Annotated in this window: 12 protein-coding genes; 3 read left to right on the plus strand and 9 right to left on the minus strand. The window is 58.6% G+C overall.

From position 1 onward, the window contains the following. Window positions 1-137: 137 nt before the first annotated feature. Window positions 138-1,202, minus strand: a complete 1,065-nt coding sequence (locus BM316_RS16460; protein WP_090210827.1) for a ParB/RepB/Spo0J family partition protein — start codon at window positions 1,200-1,202, stop codon at window positions 138-140. Between the two features lie 3 nt (window positions 1,203-1,205). After that, window positions 1,206-2,594, minus strand: a complete 1,389-nt coding sequence (locus BM316_RS16465) for an AAA family ATPase (RefSeq protein WP_090210828.1) — start codon at window positions 2,592-2,594, stop codon at window positions 1,206-1,208. A 527-nt stretch (window positions 2,595-3,121) separates the two neighbouring features. Here BM316_RS16465 and BM316_RS16470 point away from each other — a divergent pair. The 3 genes from BM316_RS16470 (at window position 3,122) to glyA (ending at window position 6,914) form a co-directional block, all read left to right on the plus strand. Next, window positions 3,122-4,315: a replication initiation protein gene (locus tag BM316_RS16470; protein WP_090210830.1), complete on the plus strand. Its 1,194-nt coding sequence runs from the start codon at window positions 3,122-3,124 to the stop codon at window positions 4,313-4,315. Between the two features lie 43 nt (window positions 4,316-4,358). Further along, window positions 4,359-5,519, plus strand: a complete 1,161-nt coding sequence (locus tag BM316_RS16475; protein WP_090210832.1) for an ATP-binding protein — start codon at window positions 4,359-4,361, stop codon at window positions 5,517-5,519. 84 nt (window positions 5,520-5,603) lie between these two features. Then, complete coding sequence (gene glyA / locus BM316_RS16480) at window positions 5,604-6,914, plus strand: serine hydroxymethyltransferase (protein ID WP_090210834.1); 1,311 nt, start codon at window positions 5,604-5,606, stop codon at window positions 6,912-6,914. A gap of 71 nt (window positions 6,915-6,985) precedes the next feature. Here the strand turns inward: glyA and BM316_RS16485 are convergent, their stop codons facing one another. The 7 genes from BM316_RS16485 to BM316_RS16515 all read right to left on the minus strand — a co-directional run bounded on the left by BM316_RS16485 (window position 6,986) and on the right by BM316_RS16515 (window position 18,343). Further along, window positions 6,986-7,789: an outer membrane protein gene (locus BM316_RS16485; RefSeq protein WP_090210836.1), complete on the minus strand. Its 804-nt coding sequence runs from the start codon at window positions 7,787-7,789 to the stop codon at window positions 6,986-6,988. An 8-nt stretch (window positions 7,790-7,797) separates the two neighbouring features. Then, a complete protein-coding gene (locus BM316_RS16490) occupies window positions 7,798-8,667 on the minus strand; it encodes a hypothetical protein (RefSeq protein WP_131802605.1) in 870 nt (289 codons plus the stop codon). Beyond that, window positions 8,648-11,374, minus strand: coding sequence for a VCBS domain-containing protein (locus BM316_RS16495; protein ID WP_090210840.1), 2,727 nt, complete (start codon window positions 11,372-11,374; stop codon window positions 8,648-8,650). The genes BM316_RS16490 and BM316_RS16495 overlap by 20 nt, the downstream gene beginning before the upstream one ends. A gap of 185 nt (window positions 11,375-11,559) precedes the next feature. Continuing rightward, window positions 11,560-12,348: an efflux RND transporter periplasmic adaptor subunit gene (locus BM316_RS16500; RefSeq protein WP_090210842.1), complete on the minus strand. Its 789-nt coding sequence runs from the start codon at window positions 12,346-12,348 to the stop codon at window positions 11,560-11,562. A gap of 12 nt (window positions 12,349-12,360) precedes the next feature. Further along, window positions 12,361-14,355: a preprotein translocase subunit SecA gene (locus tag BM316_RS16505; protein ID WP_090210845.1), complete on the minus strand. Its 1,995-nt coding sequence runs from the start codon at window positions 14,353-14,355 to the stop codon at window positions 12,361-12,363. Continuing rightward, window positions 14,348-16,498 (minus strand): zinc metalloprotease, encoded by a 2,151-nt coding sequence (locus BM316_RS16510; protein ID WP_090210847.1) that lies wholly within the window; start codon window positions 16,496-16,498, stop codon window positions 14,348-14,350. The genes BM316_RS16505 and BM316_RS16510 overlap by 8 nt, the downstream gene beginning before the upstream one ends. A gap of 3 nt (window positions 16,499-16,501) precedes the next feature. After that, on the minus strand, window positions 16,502-18,343 hold the full coding sequence (locus BM316_RS16515; protein WP_090210849.1) for an efflux RND transporter periplasmic adaptor subunit: 1,842 nt from the start codon (window positions 18,341-18,343) through the stop codon (window positions 16,502-16,504). Window positions 18,344-18,354: the final 11 nt, after the last annotated feature.

Genomic DNA, 18,354 nt, shown 5'->3' on the forward strand with positions numbered 1-18,354 from the left:
TTTTGGCGCTACACCACCACTATATGCAGGGTTGCGAAACTGACGTGCGAAACACTGTTGTTTGGCCCTGAAAATCTAACACATTGATTTTTCACATTTTTTTCAATGCGTTTCGCGCGCGAAACTCTAATCCCGCACTATGACAGAATATCGGCGATTGCCTCCATCACACTGTCCATCGCGGCATCATCAAGCTCTGCCCCGCTGAAATGGATCGCGTATCCGCGTTCATCGAGATGGCGGCGCAAGACGATCCCGTTGCGCAGTTTGACGGTCTTGGTCATGCCGGTGCGATGCGGGTTTTCGGCTTTGGGTCGGCCACGCTTGGCGATTTTCTGAGGCCCCTGCTCTACCGCTGCGATGGCTGGTTCAAGCGCTTCCCACTCGGCCTCGGCGGTCAATCCGCGTGATGCTGCCAGCGCCTCGCGCAAGGCGCGCTGACCGCCCTGCCGCAATGCTTGTGCGAGCCGCAGACCGCGCCGCTCTGACAGGGCTTCGGGGAAATGCATCAGATCGCCGAGTTCCTCAAAAACCTCGGCAAAGGATTTGACCTTGGACCGCTTCGATTTCGAGCCCGACCCGAAGAGCGTGTTGACCGCCTCCTCTGTGCTGCCAAAGGCCCCCTGCTGTGCTGCGATGACCGCAATGCGGCCCCGCTCGTAATGGCTAAGGTTGCTGCGGATTTCGTTTTCTTCGACCATCGCAACGAAACTCGCCGCCGTGTCATGGGCCGGTCTGACCAGCGCTTTGACCGTCTCGAACGCGCCGGGGTTATCGGCGTTGAGTTTGCGCAGCGCCAGCAGTCGCCGGTAGCCCGACAACAGCGCATAGTGCTCGCCGTCCTTGTAGACCTCGATCGGCAGACGCTGACCGTTTGCCTTGATCGAGGTTTTCAGCTCCTCAAGTTCGTCAGGATCAATGTTGGTCCGGTCCCTGACCATCTGGTCGGTCTGCACAAATTTGGTGGGTAGCTCCACAACCACCAGCCCCGCAGCAAGTGCGTTGCGCATCCTTTCTGCATCCAGTTTATCGAGCCGCGTTTGCGCGTCGTCCACGCGGCTGACTTGCGCCGCCTCGGCCGCAATCTGGCTGATGGGTGCTGTCGCCGGATTGGGCCGCGCAGGCGTTTCGCTGCGAAACTGTGCATCGAGTGCGCTGAGATCTTCGGCAGATGGTGCTGTGAGTTTACGTCGCTTGGCCATGGTTTAAGCCTCCTCTGCGTTCTGTTCCATCTGGACATCCCGCCACCAGGTGCCCAGCAGAACCGATTTCACTTCCGCCCACGTGCGATCAAATGTTTCGCGGCCACGGATGTAGGTTTCACGGTTGAATTCACGGTAATCGGATTCGTAGATCCCGTTGAGATGTTCGCCGGCCTGTCCGACCATCGCGGTCATTTCCTGCCGATGCGCGGTCATGAAGTCGCCGAAATATGCCTGAATGACATTGGCCAGATCGGTCTGCTGGTTAGCGTCAAACCTGGTCAGGATTGCGCGGACAGCATCCCATTCGAACTTCATCTCCGGCAAGCCTGCCTGACGGCGCACCGCGTTCTCACCATCCTCAATCGAGGCAAATGTGCTGTAGAGCATGTCAAAGAACCGTCCCGTGCTGTCGAACTCCAGATAGGATGCGCCGAGCGGCACCAGCAGGATATCTGCTGCCGCCAATGCGTTGATGGTCAGATAACCAAGCGCAGGTGGCGTATCGAGCACCACAATATCGTAGTCGTCTAATATATCCTCACCGGCCAGAGCGTTGCTCAGCGCGTCCCATAGCGGCCAGCTGCGCAACTGCATCCGCCAGACCGGGACCTGAAATTCCGCCCAATAGAGGTTCAGCTGCGCACCGATCAGGTCGATATTGGGCCAGTGGGTCGACTGGATCAGATCGCGCGCTTTCATGCTGCGCGCTTCGGCAAGGGTTTCATCAAAGGGCAGGGGTGCCGCACCCGCTGCCTCGCGTTCGCGGTTCTCGACCTCAACGTTCAGAGCGTAATCCTTCGCCAGAAGCGGGAAGGCGGTTTGCCATTCGTCCTGCACGGTGCCGCCCATGATGGAGGTCATTGACCCCTGGCTGTCGAGGTCGATGACAAGCACCTTGTAGCCGTCGAGTGCGGCCGACATCGCCAGATGCGCCGCGGTCGAGGTTTTGCCAACGCCGCCTTTGAAATTCGCCACAGAGATGATCTTTGCGGGCTGACCTTTGGGGCGCCAGGGCAGGTATTCACGATCAGCGGCACCTTCCGCAGCGAAATGCGCGCGCAGGGTCATGATTTCATCCAGGGAAAACCATTTGGAACCACCTTCGCCGTAGCCTTGCGGCAGATCGGGGTTGGCTTTCAGCACGCGCCGGAAGTGCGAGGCTGCCACAGGGATCAGATAGCGGCAGACCTCCCAAGTGGAGAACCGGCGCAACCGCTTGTCGCCGTCCGGGGCGTGACCACGCTTGGCAAGGTCTTCGCGGCCTTTCGCAGCGAAAGCCGCCGCTTTCGCGAATCGTGTGGTGTCGATAGGGTCGGAGAGAGCCGCCGCAGCCTTTTCCCGGTCGATGCCCATATAAGGCGGCTGGGGCGCTTTATTCGCAGATGACATGATGAAACCTCAATGTGCGCTATTTTTGGTGATTTGCGTCTGACTTTCGCACATGAACCCGAAAATGAGAATCACTAATCGTGGTTTTCAGCATTTCGCAGCGAAATTCCAAAAGGAACGACACGAAAAGACGTTTAATATATTTAGACTCTTTATAGACTTTAGGCTTGATTATATAAACGATTACAGTTGCTTACGTGTCCTACGGTATACGTCTGCGGGATGAAGGGTATCCGGATACAGGATGATACGTGCCAGTCTGCGGTGAATAGGGGCCCGATTCGCAGGGATTGAGGCTCCTGGACTCAGGAACACAAGAAATAGAGTCTGTTTTGGGTCAAGCCCCCAAAATCACGGAGTCTCGAACCCGTAAACGGATACCTCAAGCAACGCGCGGTGCGGGTACCTTTCGTTAAGGAACCTATCTACAGGATGGGGGAGCGCCGTTCAAAGGTGCCTAAGCTTGTCTTGTTGCAAGGTGCCTTTTGCGGTAGGATGAAGGTGAAACCTCGGTAGAAGGTGAGCAGATGAACCCACAGGATCAGACCGACCGGGCGCTGACCGGTCCATTGCGGCGCGAGGCCGTCAAAAAGAATGTGGCCGCGATCCACGTTAGCGGCAAGCTGACATTGCTGCAGCGCAAACTGTCGAATGTCTTATTGCTCAACGCCTATGACACGCTGATCTACCAAAGCTCCCACGCGATTGATGCGCGGACCCTCTGTACGATGATCGGGTATAACTCCAACGATATGGAGACACTCAAGCAGTCCTTGCGCGGGCTGGTGGAGACCTCTGCCGAATGGGATATGCTGGATGAGAAAGGCCAGCAGGAATGGGGCGTGTCGAGCCTGCTGTCCTATGCCAAGCTGAAGGGCGGGGTCTGTGAATACGCTTATTCGCCAGCCTTGGCTGAAAAACTGCATGATCCCAAGGTCTTCGCCCTGATCAATCTCGATATTCAGCGCCGTTTTACCAGCGGTCATGCCTTGGCGCTTTACGAGAATTGCTACCGTTTCGTGCGCACCGGCAGCACAGGGTGGTGGCCGCTTGAGTTGTTCCGTCGCCTGATGGGGGTAGATGACAGCGCCTATTACGAGACGTTCAAACATCTGAACGCCAAGATCATCAAACCGGCGGTGGCCGAGGTCAACAAGACCTCCAACATCATTGTCACGCCTGAGACGCGCAAGATGGGGCGGGCGGTCTCGGATATTCGCTTTATCATCAAGAAGAACCCGCAGCTGTCTGTGCTGGAACTCGATGACGGGGCAGGGGTCCGCAACGAACCGATCTATGAAAAGCTTCGCGCCCAAGGTGTCAGTGACCGTCTGGCGCGCCAGTGGATCAACCAGCACGGTGCGGCCCATGTGGCTGAAAAGATGGCCTATGTGGACGGGCGTGAGGACGTGCGCAACCGTGTCAGCTATCTGACGGCGGCGCTGCGCGAGGACTACAAACCGGCCGATGGGGCAGGGCAGGGGGCTCCGACCTCTGACCGTGCCAAACAGCTGGCCCGTCTGCGCGATCTGGTGGCCTCGCGGTCGCCCACGCAACGGGATGCGGACAAAAGGCTGTTCATGGCGCGGATCGACACGCCGGCGGCGCGTCTTGATTTCGAAAACCACGGTTGGATGTCGGCGCTGAACGCCGAAGCGATCGTGGCCTTCTGGGAAGATCTGATGCCTGGCGCGTTGACAGGGCAGGGGGATACGCCCTGATTTAACCTTGCAAATCTTCCATAGTATGGAATAAATGCAAGGTATGTTGCAAAGATTACACGAAAAGCAGGTCATAGATGCGCTTACGCGGCAAGCGGGCGTTGTCTTGCTTGGGCCGCGTCAGGTCGGCAAGACAACACTGGCGCTTGATCTGGCTGAAACCCGCGATGCGGTCTATCTCGATATGGAACGCCGTGCGGATCGCCAGATTCTGCAGGAACCCGACCTTTATCTTGATGAGCAGATGGGTCGTCTTGTGATCATCGACGAAGTGCAACTGATGCCGGATCTGTTCGGCGCGCTGCGTGGCCAGATCGACCGCCGCCGCAGGGCAGGGCACCGGACAGGGCAGTTTCTGCTACTGGGGTCCGCTGCAACGACACTTTTGCAACAGACCGCCGAGAGCCTTGCCGGTCGGGTGAGCTATCAGGAACTGACGCCATTTATGGTGCCGGAGATTGACGCGGGCGACATGACATCGCTTTGGCTGCGCGGCGGCTTTCCGGACAGCTTTCTGGCGGCAAGTGATGCCGACAGCCTGCGCTGGCGCGAGGACTTCATCCGCACCTATCTGGAACGCGACATTCCGGCCTTTGGCCTGCGCATCCCGGCAGAGGCGCTTCGCAGGTTCTGGACCATGCTTGCGCACGGGCAGGGGGGTCTTTTGAACGCGGCCAAACTTGCGGGCAATCTTGGCGTCTCCGGCCAGACCGTGGCGCGGTATCTCGATTTGCTGGTGGATCTGCTTTTGGTGCGCCGCCTTCAGCCGTGGCACGCCAACGCGGGCAAGCGCCTCGTCAAATCACCCAAGGTCTATATCCGCGATGCAGGGCTGACCCATGCATTGCTTGGGATCGAAACCACAGAGAACCTTCTGGGGCATCCTGTTGTCGGTGGCAGTTGGGAAGGCTTCTGCATTGAGAACCTGATCACCGCGGCCCCGCAGGGCACAGAAGCGAGCTTTTACCGGTCATCCGCTGGCGCAGAAATTGATCTTTTGCTCAAGCTGCCTGACGGGACGCTTTGGGCCATTGAGGTCAAACGCACGACCACGCCCAAGGTGACGCGCGGTTTCCACATCGCCGCCGATGATCTGGCAGCGGACCGGCGTATCCTTGTCTATGCCGGTCCACGCGAGGTGCCGGGGCAGGGGGGTGTGCGGGCGATGCCACTGGCGGCGGCGATTGCCGCGCTCTCTGGCTGAAATTCCGCGCGCGCGATCCGCAAATCAGTTTCTTTTCCGCCCTCAAACCGCCAGTTTGTCAGTGAAAGACGACAGGAGGCAGCGATGACACTTGAGACAAGACAATGGGTGCCGGAAACCAGCGAAACGCTGGTGCAGCGGATCGCTACGGAAACGCGTCAGGCGGCATCTGCAGAGCTGCTGGCGCGGGTCGAGGCCCTTGCAGAGCGCAACCGTGATATCCACGAAAGAGAGTGTTTCAACCTCAACCCTGCAACCAATGTGATGAACCCGCGCGCCGAGGCGCTTCTGGCTTCCGGGATCGGGTCGCGGCCTTCGCTGGGGTATCCGGGCGATAAATACGAAATGGGCCTTGAGGCGATCGAAGAAATCGAAGTCATCACTGCCGCGTTGGCGGCTGAGGTCTTTGATGCGAAATTCGCTGAAATCCGTGTGCCATCCGGGGCGATTGCGAACCTTTATGGCTTTATGGCGGTCTGCAAGCCCGGTGATACGATCATCGCGCCGCCGGCATCGATTGGCGGGCATGTCACGCACCATCTGGCGGGCTGTGCCGGTCTTTACGGATTGCGCACGCTGGATGCGCCCACAAATCCTGACGGCTATACTGTCGATCTGGACCAGTTGCGCGCGCTGGCGTTACGCGAACGTCCAAAGCTGATCACAGTGGGAGGGAGCCTCAACCTTTTTGCCCATCCTGTTGCTGCTGTCCGCGCGATTGCTGATGAGGTCGGCGCAAAGGTGATGTTCGACGCCGCTCATCAGTGCGGTATCATCGCAGGCAAGGCCTGGAATAACCCGCTGGCTGACGGGGCACATTTCATGACGATGAGCACCTACAAAAGCCTCGGTGGTCCTGCGGGTGGTCTGATCGTCACCAATGATGCGGAGATCGCAAAAGCGCTGGATGCCATTGCTTTTCCGGGCATGACCGCGAATTTCGATGCGGCGAAATCGGCAGCGCTGGCCGTGACCTTGCTGGACTGGCGTGATTTTGGTCCCGATTATGCTGAACAGATGGTGGCCTTGTCGGTGGCGCTGGCAGAACAGCTCGACGCCCAAGGGGTGCCTGTCTTCAAGGGGGCAGGGGGCTTTACCACGTCACACCAGTTCGCCGTTCTGGCCGAGGCCTATGGCGGCGGGCAGGCAGCGTCGAAGGTGCTGCGAAAGGCCGGGTTTCTGGCCTGCGGCATCGGCTTACCCGTGCCGGATGTGCCAGGCGATATGAACGGGCTGCGGATCGGTACGCCAGAGCTTGTCAGATGGGGGATGACCGCAAGTGACAGTGCGCGTCTGGCCGGCCTGATCGCGCGCGGATTGGCAGGTGAGGATACTGCCGCCGAAGTCGCAGACTGGCGTCAGACCTTTGACACGCTGCATTTTGTCCACGGCTGATGCGAAAGCGGCGCCCGAATGGGCGCCGCATAACCTTGATTATGTAAAATTTATGTCGATGCTCGGTGTGATCAGAACTTGAAATTCACACCAAAGCGAAACTGCGTCACGCTGGAATCGAAAAATGCCGAACATTCGTCGGCGTTTGCTGTCGAACAGACAGGCGTGTCGCCACCGTTCAGCACCTCGGCAGACGTGGATTCCAGATCGTAGTGCATGATCTCGAACCGTGCGGTCATGTCGTCGCGGAATGCATATTCAAGCCCCATACCGACGTTCAATCCGACAAGGCTGTCCTGCGCCTGTGCGCAGATGATGCCGTCGACACTACAGTTGCGCGAGTCGATCGCTTCGTCGAGGTCAATCATCAGGAAATCCACTTCGCCAAAGGCCACACCACCGGTGAAATAGATCAGTGTTTTGCCGTTCACGACGCCAGCGCGGCCGCGCAGGCTGGTCAGTGAGGTAATCTTGTTTTCGTAAAGCTGGCCGTCCGTGCCTGCGCTGTTGAAGCGGATCAGCTGGCTGGTTTCGTTGCCGCCTTGCACGTCGAGTTCGAGGCCCAGAAGCAGGTTGTCGTCATAGGGCTGCCAGTTATAGCCGCCGTTGATGCCGTAGGTGGCGATCAGCTCTGAGATCGGCGGGGCGTCGTTGGTAAATGTATCGGTCAGGTCCGAGGCTTCGGTTTCAAAGAATGACCCGCCAAGATAGCCACCCCCGTATGGTCCGACCCAGTCGTAGGTGAAAGTGTCTTGCGCCTGTGCGGTCGTTGCCGCAGCCATAAGCCCCAATGCGGCGAGAATGCGCTTCATCATTGTCGTTGCCCCCGTGTCTTCCTTTACGTCACCCTGCGCCTCGCTCAGGTGATCTGTCAATCATTCCGTCAGTTGTGCGACTCCCAGGTTCCGATGAACCCGCCGCCAAGGCTGCCGCTGTCTCCGGTTGTCAGGAACACGCCGCCAGCCTCGGCTGCGTCCGTGTCATCGCCAGTTGCGCCGAAAATCCCGCCTGATCCGCTGCCTGTGCGGCTGCTGCCGATGAGGTCGGTTGTGACATCATCGGTTCCGTTCAGGATTGCGACTGTGCCGCCTTCAAACGTCGTGCCGCTGCGTGTCATGCCGGTGATGGTCACAGTGTCGAAAGCATCGTCAAGCGCGCCGGTGATTTCTGCATCGACTGTCCCTGCCCAGTTCACGGTGATCGTGCTGACGCCAGAGCCGTCGATGGCATTGGTATCGGTGACAGTTGAGCCCGTCACGAAGCCGACGCCGGTAAAGACGGTGGCACCGCTTGAGGGCAAGACGCTGTCAGGGGCCGCGACACCGATGATCACAGGGCCGGATCCGTCAGGTGCACTGAGGTCGAAGATACGTGCGTAAATCTGGCTGGCGGGGGTCGCACTGTTGCGTGTCAGCGTGATGGTCCCGTTGCCCCATCCTGTTGCGGTAGGATCAAGCGCATTATTAGCCGAGATGCCGACGATGGTGAATTCCTCGATATCGCCGGGGCTATGATCAAGCACGCCGTTGACCAACCGGATCACCTGAGAGGAGCTGCCTGAAGCGACCATCGCACCTGTGAGGGTGCTCTTTTCATCTGAAACTGTGTTGTCCAGCGGAATGGCGATTGCGGAAACGGGTGGCGGCTCACCACCACCACCGCCGCCGCCTCCCCCGCCGCCGCCACCACAGGCTGCGAGAGACAGGACAAGCGCGCTGGAAAGACCGATGACCCTAAGCAAAGATGAAATCACTTTCTTCGAGAGTGGAGAGCGCCACACCGACGAGCGTGATCTGGGTGCCCTCTGCGTTGAAAACAGTATCAAGCCCGCTGCTTGAAAGTGTGCCGTTGGCGGTCCCGTTCAGCGCCTCTGTCACGGCGGTCTGTGTGGCGGTGGTGAAACCGACAAGTTCGATCTCATCAATCCCGGCCTGAAAGTCGCGGCCGGAGACGATGGCGTCAAATCCGGTCGGTGTTTCGGTCACGCTGATGATCTTGCCGATGGTGTCAGACCCGTCGTTGGTGCCGAATACAAAGGTGTCTACACCGGCACCACCCATCATGGTATCATCGCCTTCTGCGCCGGTTATCCTGTTGTTTCCGAACAGAAAACCGCCATCGCCTTCGGCTTTGATCACATCGTTCCCGGCACCTGCGTTGATCGTATCATTCTGGAAACCGGTCGTGATGAAGTCGGCCCCTGCCCCGCCATTTACGGTGTTGTTGCCAGCCATCAGGACGATTGTGTCGTTGCCATTTCCACCGTTTACGGTGTCGTCGCCAAGCGCATCGGTCACGCTGTCGTCGCCTTCACCGGCATTGACGGTATCGTCGCCAGCGCCCGCATTGATTGTGTCATCGCCGCCGAAGGCGTTGATCGTGTCATCAGCAAAGCTGGTGAAGATCTCGTTTGCGTTGTCATCGAAATCGAGTGTCACCGGCGCGCCCAGCGTGACCGTGACCTGATGCACTGACCCGTCGCTGGCGGTGACGTCAAACGTGTCGGTGAAGGTTGATCCGCCGGACAGTGTCGTAACCGCCGGATTGGTGATGACGTAAGTATAGGTCCCACCGTCATCGATCAGAAGTTTGCCATAGGTGCCTTGAAGCGCCACGGCAGGGAAAGTCGGTGCGTCGTCCTCGTCCACATCCGTCAAAGCAATTGATCCGGCTGTTCTGGCAATATTGCCAGCGACCGACAATCCCGCGCCCAATGACAGGAAAGCGGGATCATCGACGCCGTTGATCGTGACGTTGATTTCTTTCTTGGTGCCGTCATCGGCGGTCAGGACGGCACGATCCAGAACAATATCGCCTGCATCAAGGGCTTGCAGTGCCGTCACGCTGCTGGCGTCGAGTGTGTATGTCCAGACGTTTGAACTGATGACGAAAAGGCCCAACGCGCCTTGCACGCTGTCGCTGCTGAAATTCGGCACCGGGTCAGAGCCTGTCGGCGTGATCACCAGCGTGCCTTGGACTGACGGATCATCCTCGGTCATCGTGGCGCGCGCGCCTGTGATGGTAAAGCCAACATCGGTGCCGACGAACGGCACATCGCCGCTGATGGCACTGAAATCTATCGTTCCACCGCTTGAACCGGCGGCAGACTGCATTGCTGCGAAATTCTCTGTGCCGCCAAGAATGTTGATCGCAGCGAGGGGTGTGCCGCCCAGCCCTGTCGCGCTGATCCCGATATCATTAATGCTGATGCCAGCGTCGTCGTTGATATCGCCGAGCGGTGTCAGTGTGACCTGCGTGTTGGCGTCACCCTCGAACAGGTTGGTAAAGACAACGCCGTCAGCGCCGCCGTTTGTGCCCAAGGTGCTTAGATCGACGCTGCCGCCGGTATCCGTTGTTGTGCCGTAGATGATGTAAAGATCGCCCGACCGGGTAAGAACACCGATATCACCGATCCCGTCGCCGGAAACATCGCCCAAGAGTGCGACATCTGCGCCAAGCTCGTCGCCATTTGACAGCCCCTCGATGGCAAAGCCGTTCGTGCCATCGAGGCTGTTCACGTCCAGCCCGTCTGTGGGCTGCGTTGAGAAAAAGACGAAGGCTGCGCCGGAATTGGTACCATTGGGGTCAGAAAGCGGGGCCGAGATGATGACATCAGCTTCGCCATCGCCGTTGACATCGCTCCCGCCGTCAACGGCGCTGCCGAAAGCATCGCCCGGCCCGAGACCTGTAAAAGTGGTCACATCTAGCGATGTGGTTGAGATATCTTCGGTCGCGCCAACAGTGCCACTGCCATAGACGATATAGGCGGCCCCTGCCCCGGTATTGAACCCATCATCGGTGTCCGGAGCGCCGATGATCAGATCAGCGAAACCGTCACCATTGAGGTCCCCTGCCCCCGCAACGGCGGTGCCTGCGCTTGCGTCTTGCTCAAAGCCGTTGATGACAAACCCGTTGGTGCCATCGAGCGTGCTGACGTCGAGAGTCGTTCCGCTGAGATCAGCGCTGCCGTAGATGACATAGACTTCGCCGGGAAAGGTCAGACCATCACCGGCATCAGGTGCGCCAATCGCAAAGTCGCCGATGCCATCGCCGTTGAAATCACCAAGCGCCGTCAGTGACATACCGTCTGCAAGCACGGGCAGACCTGTCACTGTGAAGGTTGTGGTGGTGTCCCCTGCAAAGACGACATGGACCTCGCCTGTGGCGCGTTCACCGATCAGAAGGGCGTCCTGCCCTTTGTCCAAAAGATCATTTGCACCCGCGAGGACATAGCCGAATTCATCGCCCGCATCGGTCCCCGTTAACGTAAATCCGTCAATCGAAGTCAGCGCATCAAGGTCAACCGAAGCGTCAAATCCCTCGGTCGAGCCATAGATGACAGAGACGCTGCCAGCGTCTGTGAAAGCATCGGATTGCACAATATCGGCAATGCCATCGTTGTTGAGATCAAGCCCGGTGACGGAGGTTCCCGCGTCAGAAGTGAAATAAGCGTTTGCCACGATCCCTCACGCTGCTGTTTTCGGGTTATCAGCATCCCGCATACGGACAATATCTCAGGTTTTGTCCGTTCCTGCCGAAGGTCCACACGTTCTTTGGCGTCAGAAAGTTGAGCGTGTGAGCGACGGTCGCGTTAACCTTATGATTATTTATCCGTTTCGCAAAACATTACCTGCGATTTTCGGACCTATTCGAAGGAGATTTCGCAATCCAGACCGGTCGGGAGTGCCCCTTCGGGGTTTGGCAGCGCAAGTCTGACACCAAAAGTGTCGCTGGCGGCGTCAAAAACACGGTCAATGGCGATAATCGTTGCCTCGTATTGCCCGCCAATCGGGGCAGCCGGGAAGACCGATGCGACATCACCTTTGGCAAATTGCGGATAAATTTCCGTGGGCAGGAAAACCTCGACATGGATCGGGTCCACCTGTGCAAGTTGCGCCACCGGTGCTTGTGAATAGACGAATTCGCCGGGGCTCATCATGCGGGTGATGACGATCCCGTCGATGGGGCTGCGGATTTCGTGCTGGGCGAGTTGTGCCTCAACCCTGCGCTGTTCGAGTGACGCCAGCCGCTGGTTGTTTTCGGCCTGCTGCAATTCCAGTTCGGCCTCCGAGCGGCGCGAGACCAAGGCTTCGACGACTGAATCTGCGACGAGGTTTGTCTCCAAGAGCCGCTCGGCGCGTTCCAGTTCTCTTTGAACAAGCTCAAGCCGGTTTCGCGCGATCTCGACTGGCGAGGCGCTTTCGGCCAGCTCACGTGCATAAGCGAGGGCAGCTTCTTCGACCCGTGCGTCAAGACGCGCGATCAATTGTCCAGCAGCAATATCATCGCCACGGGTCACAAAGGCTTCGCTGATCAGACCGTCAACAGCGGAGCCGACTTCCACCACCATGGAGGGGTCCATGATGCAGTCAAAACGCTCTTGGGCATGGACAGAGGTCGCAGCAAGACAGATCAGGGCAGAGGCAAGGCGCATGAGTGGTTTTCCTTATTCAGTGCGTCCGCTGAAGGCGAGAAGATCCTCCAGCGCGTCGTCGGTGCGCAAAAGATTGCGCCTTGTGGCAGAGTGTTTGCGTTCTGTGGCTTTCTGGGCCAGCCGCATCAGCGGATGCACAATCCAGCCCGGCATCCGGCCTCTGCCAAAGCTGAAGACCGTCGTCATCCAGTTAAGTTTGTCGCCGTAAAACAGGCGCATCAAGTCATCGTCCATTGCAGTGATGGCCAGCGTTGTGCCGGGATCGCCCTGCCTGGCGCAGCGCCCGAAAAGCTGTCGGTCAATACGCGCGCTGTCGTGCATTTCGGTCATGATGACCATCAGACCGCCTTTGTCGCGGACGGATGGCGCAAGCGTGATGTCGGTGCCACGTCCGGCCATGTTGGTCGCGACCGTGACAGCGCCCGGTTGGCCTGCGGCAGCGACGATCTCGGCCTCGTCACCATCCTGTCGGGCATTGAGCACCCGGTGGCTGATCCCTGCCTCGACCAGTCTGCCGGCCAGTTCTTCGCTGGCGGCAACAGAGCGGGTGCCGACCAGAACAGGCCTGCCTTTGCCGCTTTCCTTGGCAATGACCCGCATGACGGCAGACCATTTCTGATCGGCTGTGGCATAGGTGCGTTGCCCCAGATGTTTGCGTTTGCTGCGTTTGTGATTGGGCACGCGTCTGGTCTTGAGCCGGTAGACCGCGCGCAGCTCGGCGGCAATTTCCTGAGCCGTTCCGGTCATGCCGGACAGGCGCATATAGCGGCGGAAAAACCGCTGATAGCTGATGCGGATCAGGGTTTCCTGCCGCCCCGTCAGTTCAACGCCTTCTTTCAGCTCGATCATCTGGTGCAGGCCGCGTTCCCAGGACCGGTCGGACATGACGCGGCCCGTGTATTCGTCAACGATCTGCACCCGTTCGTCCTGCACGATGTAGTGCTTGTCCTTGTGGTAGAGATAAAGTGCGGACAGGGCCTGCGTTGTCAGTTCTTCACGGTGGGTATCTGTGGCCCAGACGCCGCCCCATCGGCTTGAAACACGCGCGATCTGCGCTTTGCCAAGATCAGTCAGATGGATACGCCAGTTGGCCTCATCAATTGTAAAGTCACGCGGACCCGACATGGAACGCGCGACTTCGATGGCACGGATGAAAGTCTGCTCCATCTCTGACACATCGCCGGGCTGTGTGATGATCAGCGGGGTGCGGGCCTCATCGACAAGAACGCTGTCGGCTTCGTCAACGATGGCGTAGCACAGGCCCCGCATCATCACGCGGGCGCTGCGCGGATGGGCATGGACCAAGCCGTCGATTGCCATATGCATGGGCCGGGTTTCCTGCTCAAGGATCAGCCGGTCTTTGAGATAATCGAAGGCCAGCTGCTTGTTGGTGCAATAGGTGATGTCGCAGGCATAGGCGGCACGGCGTTCCTCGGGGTCCATCCCTTCGAGGATGACGCCAACGCTCAGACCCAGCGCATTGTAAAGCGGGCGCATCCAGTCAGCGTCTCGGGCGGCCAGAAAGTCGTTCACCGTCACCACATGCACAGGCACGCCCGCCATCGCCATTGTCGCCGCAGGCAGCGTGGCAGTCAGTGTTTTCCCCTCGCCTGTGTCCATTTCGGCGATTTTGCCGTTCAGGATTGTACGGCCCCCGATCAGTTGCACATCAAAATGACGCATGCCGAGTTCACGCCCGGCCAGTTCCCTGATCAGTGCGAAGGCCTGCGCGCTGCGCTGGTCATTGAGGCCTTTTGTCTTGAGCTTGGCTGAAATGTCCCCCGCCATTTGCCGAAGTGACAGGTCTGACGTGTCTTTGAGCCGTTTTCCCGCCAGATTGACCCGTGCGGCAAAGGCGCGGTCGGTCAGGGGCATATCCGGCGCCCATGTTTCGAGCTGGGCTGTGAGACCGACGAAAAACCGGTCAAGCGGTGTGATCCGCTCGTCAGCGCGTTCAGGATAATAGCCCGAGATCAGACCGGGTCTGGCAAGCTGGCCTCTAGACATTGTAGAGCCTCAGGAACAACTGACGCAGGCTGCGGTAAAGCTGGAAACCGATTGGCATTGTGCCGTGGTCAAACCGGACCCATGCACGTTTGCCCAGCAGAAACCCGGGATCGCCGCCGATCATCTCAAGTTCGAATTCAAAGACCCTCTGCAATGTGCGCGTGCCGTTGGCGTCTGTGGGATCGACCCCGATGTGGCCGCCACCGCGAATGCCCAAGGCCGGTGAGGCAAGCTGCGTCACACCGCCGGGAATTTCGCGCACAATCCGCGCTTTGAGCTGTTCCCCCTCCCAATCAGCGATCATCACATCGACGTCCTGCGTCTGGTTGCGCACCAGATCGATGTCGTTCTGATCAACTGCGACCCGCAACGTCAGCGCATCGGTCTGATCGACCACATAGCCGATGATGTTGCCTTTCTGGATAAAGCGACCTTCAAGGTCGCTCTGGTTCGGCAAAATGGCGAGGCCGGCACGCGGTGAGGTAATGCGCATTTCGGCCAGTTGTTCTTCCAGCCGTGCCAGATCCAGTTCCGAGGCTTCAATTTCAGCGGCGATCAGTGCGGCTTCTGTCCGGTCGTTCAGGATCACGGCGCTGCGTTGGAATTCGAGGTTCGCGATTTCGGTCTGAAGCAGTTCCCTGCGTGCTTCGAGGAACGGATCGGTGACCTGCACCAGAAGGTTGTCACTGGCGACCTGCGGTTGGATCACCTGCGGCGTGCTGGCGATAAAACCGCTTGTCCCTGCCCTGATCTGCGCCTGGTTCTTGGGCCAGGTGACACCGTCAACGACGGTAGCAAAGGGTGCGGGAACAACGAAAAGCAGGATTGCAAGCAAGGCGGTGCCAAGGCCAGTGACGAAGATGGCGAAGGGACGTTTGTTGCGCAATTTCGGGCTCGTAAACAGAAAGTGGAGGTTTTTGATCAAGGGCAGCACAAGCTGCATGAAGATCGACCAGATCGCGATCAGGACACCGATGAAAAAGAACCGGCCCGCCACATAGGCGATAATCGCGAACATGATGAACATGCGGTAGAAGAACGACGAAACACCGTAGAGAACAAACCAGAACTGTTCGCCTGCATTCGAGGTGACAGGCACCGCATCGCGGCTCCGGAAGAGGTATTTTTGTACCACATACCCGATGTGGTTGTTGGATCGTGGTCCGAGGTTTGGAATTTCCAGCCAATCGGCCAGAACGTAATAGCCATCAAAGCGCAAAAGCGGGTTGCCGTTGAAAAACAGTGTCGAAATCCCGCCAATCAGCATGACGTTGTAGGCAATCGCCGTGGCAACGCCATCTTGCGCATAAAGCCAGACGAAAAGAGCGATCGCTGACAAGAAAAGCTCTGCCATGATCCCCATGCCACCAACGGCCATCCGCTGGTATTTGCTGCGAAAACCGGTCGCGGCAGAGGCATCAACATAAGGAACAGGAATGAACACAAGGAACATGATGCCGATTTCATGAACCTCGCCCCCGTTTTTCTTGACCATGTAGCCGTGGCCAAGCTCGTGAAACGCCTTCACAACGGGGTAAACCAGCCAAAGCACGGCAAGGTTGGCGGGATTGAACACGCGGTCCGAGATGTTTTCGGTGATGGCTGACCAGTTGGCCGCCGCCGTAAAGATGGCCCAGATAATCAGGGCGAGCCAGACCAGTCCGAACGTGCGGGTAAATATCCAGCGGACATATGGATAGGTGGCATCGAGAAACCTGTCGGGGTCCCAGATCGGGATGCGAATGGCTAATGGCGAGGCAAACCGCTGTTTGATTTTCTGCCGCTCGGTCTTTTCGTAGCGGCGGAAAAGCTCTGCCGTATCAGGTGGCACATCGCAGCTAATGGCATCCGCCGCATGAAGCTGTCCCAATAGGCGAATGGCCTCATCCTGTGTTGGTGCGCGCCCGCCAAGCTGTTTGTTCACCGCATCCCAAAGCGTCTGCAACGTTCTGCGGCCATTCATCAGCCCGATCATCCGGTAGGCGGCGGGCGAGACACGCTGTGACCGGCCTGTCGAAAGATCGTAAAGGATGAACCAGACCCGGTCGCGGTAATCGTGCCGGTGCAGTCTGACATGACCGCGCAGTTTGGGACGCAGGTCCTGCACCCGATACCAGGACGGTGAGAAAAGCGAGGTTGCCATTCTCTACGGCCACCACTTCCAGGCGGTCATCCGCAGCCAGAGCCACGTCCGCTTGGTCCAGATTGTGATCAGCCGTTCTTCACGGATATTGACCTTCGCCACGCCTTCCATGCCGGGGCGGAGTTCGACATCGGGGGCTGACAGCAGCTCTGCTTCGACGACAAAGAAATTCTCGCCTTCGGCGGCGGTGGAGATCGGGGTGATGCGAACAACCTCAAGCGTCACATCCGCATCAGGGAAGGCTGACAGAACAAGGTTGCCTTCTTGTCCCGGCTCAATGTCGGCAATGTCGCGTTCATCAACGCGCAGCATCACCCGAAAATCTGACAGCGGAGCGACTTCAAAAATCACATCGCCCCGTTCCAGCGGCGCACCAAGCGCCTGACTGAGATCGCCGGAGACGATAATTCCCGAAAATGGCGCGCGGATTGTCATGCGCTCAAGCTGACTGTCGAGCAATTCGATCTGCGCATCCGCCTGTGCAATCTGCGCTTCGAGAATACGGGCTTCGGTCCGCTGGCGGCTGGCAATGGCCTGACTGTATTCGCGTTCCTGCTGGCTCCGCTGGCTGGCCCATTTGAGCCGTTCAAGCCGTAGGTCGCGGTCGTCGAGCCGTGCGATGATCTGGCCTTCTTCGATAATGTCCCCTGCCCTCACTGGCGCTTCGGTCAGAAAGCCCGCCAAAGGCACGGTCACGGATCGCTGGATTTTGCCTTCGATCACCGTCTGGGCGGTGACGCGGTAATCACCTGTTGCGTAATAGCAAAAAAGCGCAAAGAGGATCACCGCCGCCGTGCCGAGCTTCAGCCCCCAGTGGCGCGGGCCAATCAGATTGCCAAGCACGCCCTTAAAGGAATCCCATGCTTTGGTGATCAGCCAGCGATCTTCACGGCGTTTGACGTCAAGCACAGGCCCTAAAAGGGCTGCCGCATATTCCGCCTTTTGCAGGATACCCGGCTCGAACGGGCCGTCAGTTGCCTTTTCGAGTGTGATTGCGCCGATGACGCGCTTGCCTTCGGCCAGCGGGATGGACGCGACCGCGGCACTGTCCTGATCCCTGGCCAGGGCTTGTTGCGCGCGCACGACACGGGCGTTTGCGGTTTCCCGTTCAGGGTAGGCCACAGTGGTTTGCTGGTCGATTGCCTCTTCCATGGCCATCTGGATCAAATTGATCAGCCCGGCCCGTTTGTGAAATGTCGCACTGTTTGACAGGGCCCGCACCTTGCAGCGGTGCCCTTTGACAAAGCCGACAGCGACACGCTCGCAACCCAGAACCGTCGCCAGTTCCGAGGCGACAGCGGTTGTCGCTTCCTGAAAGCGGCTGTGGTGCAGGCTTGTTGCCAGCAGTTCGATCACGTTCGACAGGCTTTCGCTGTCGGTCAGTTTTTTCCGGCGCAAAAGCGCCTCGATCCAGCCGCTCGCCCACTGGATCTGGTCAATGGCATTGCGCAGCTTGCTGTCATCGGTGTCGCGCAGAAGGACGCCGGCAATACCGCTAAGCCGCCCATCGACTGAAATCGGGATCGCAATGCCGGTCAGCCCGTCGCCGGCGTTCTCCATCACCAGCCTGTTGCCCTTCGCCGCGCCTTGTACTGCCGCAAGGACAGCACGGACCGGCGTGGCCCCTTTCGGCCAGACACCTGCAGGTTGCAGCTTGGCGGTGGGACCGTCTGACAGCACCAGAACGATCTGTTCAAACTCCGGGTTCAGCCGCGACAGAACCTGCAAGAGCGCGGCAACACTATCGCTGACGTCGTCACCGTGTTTGAGATGCGCAAAACTTTCGGCATCAAGAAAGACGTCGCCAACGATGCCGTCCGCACCGAACGATTCAGATTTGTTCACGTGTCACCAGC

The sequence above is a fragment of the Yoonia litorea genome (assembly GCF_900114675.1).
GTDB lineage: Bacteria > Pseudomonadota > Alphaproteobacteria > Rhodobacterales > Rhodobacteraceae > Yoonia > Yoonia litorea.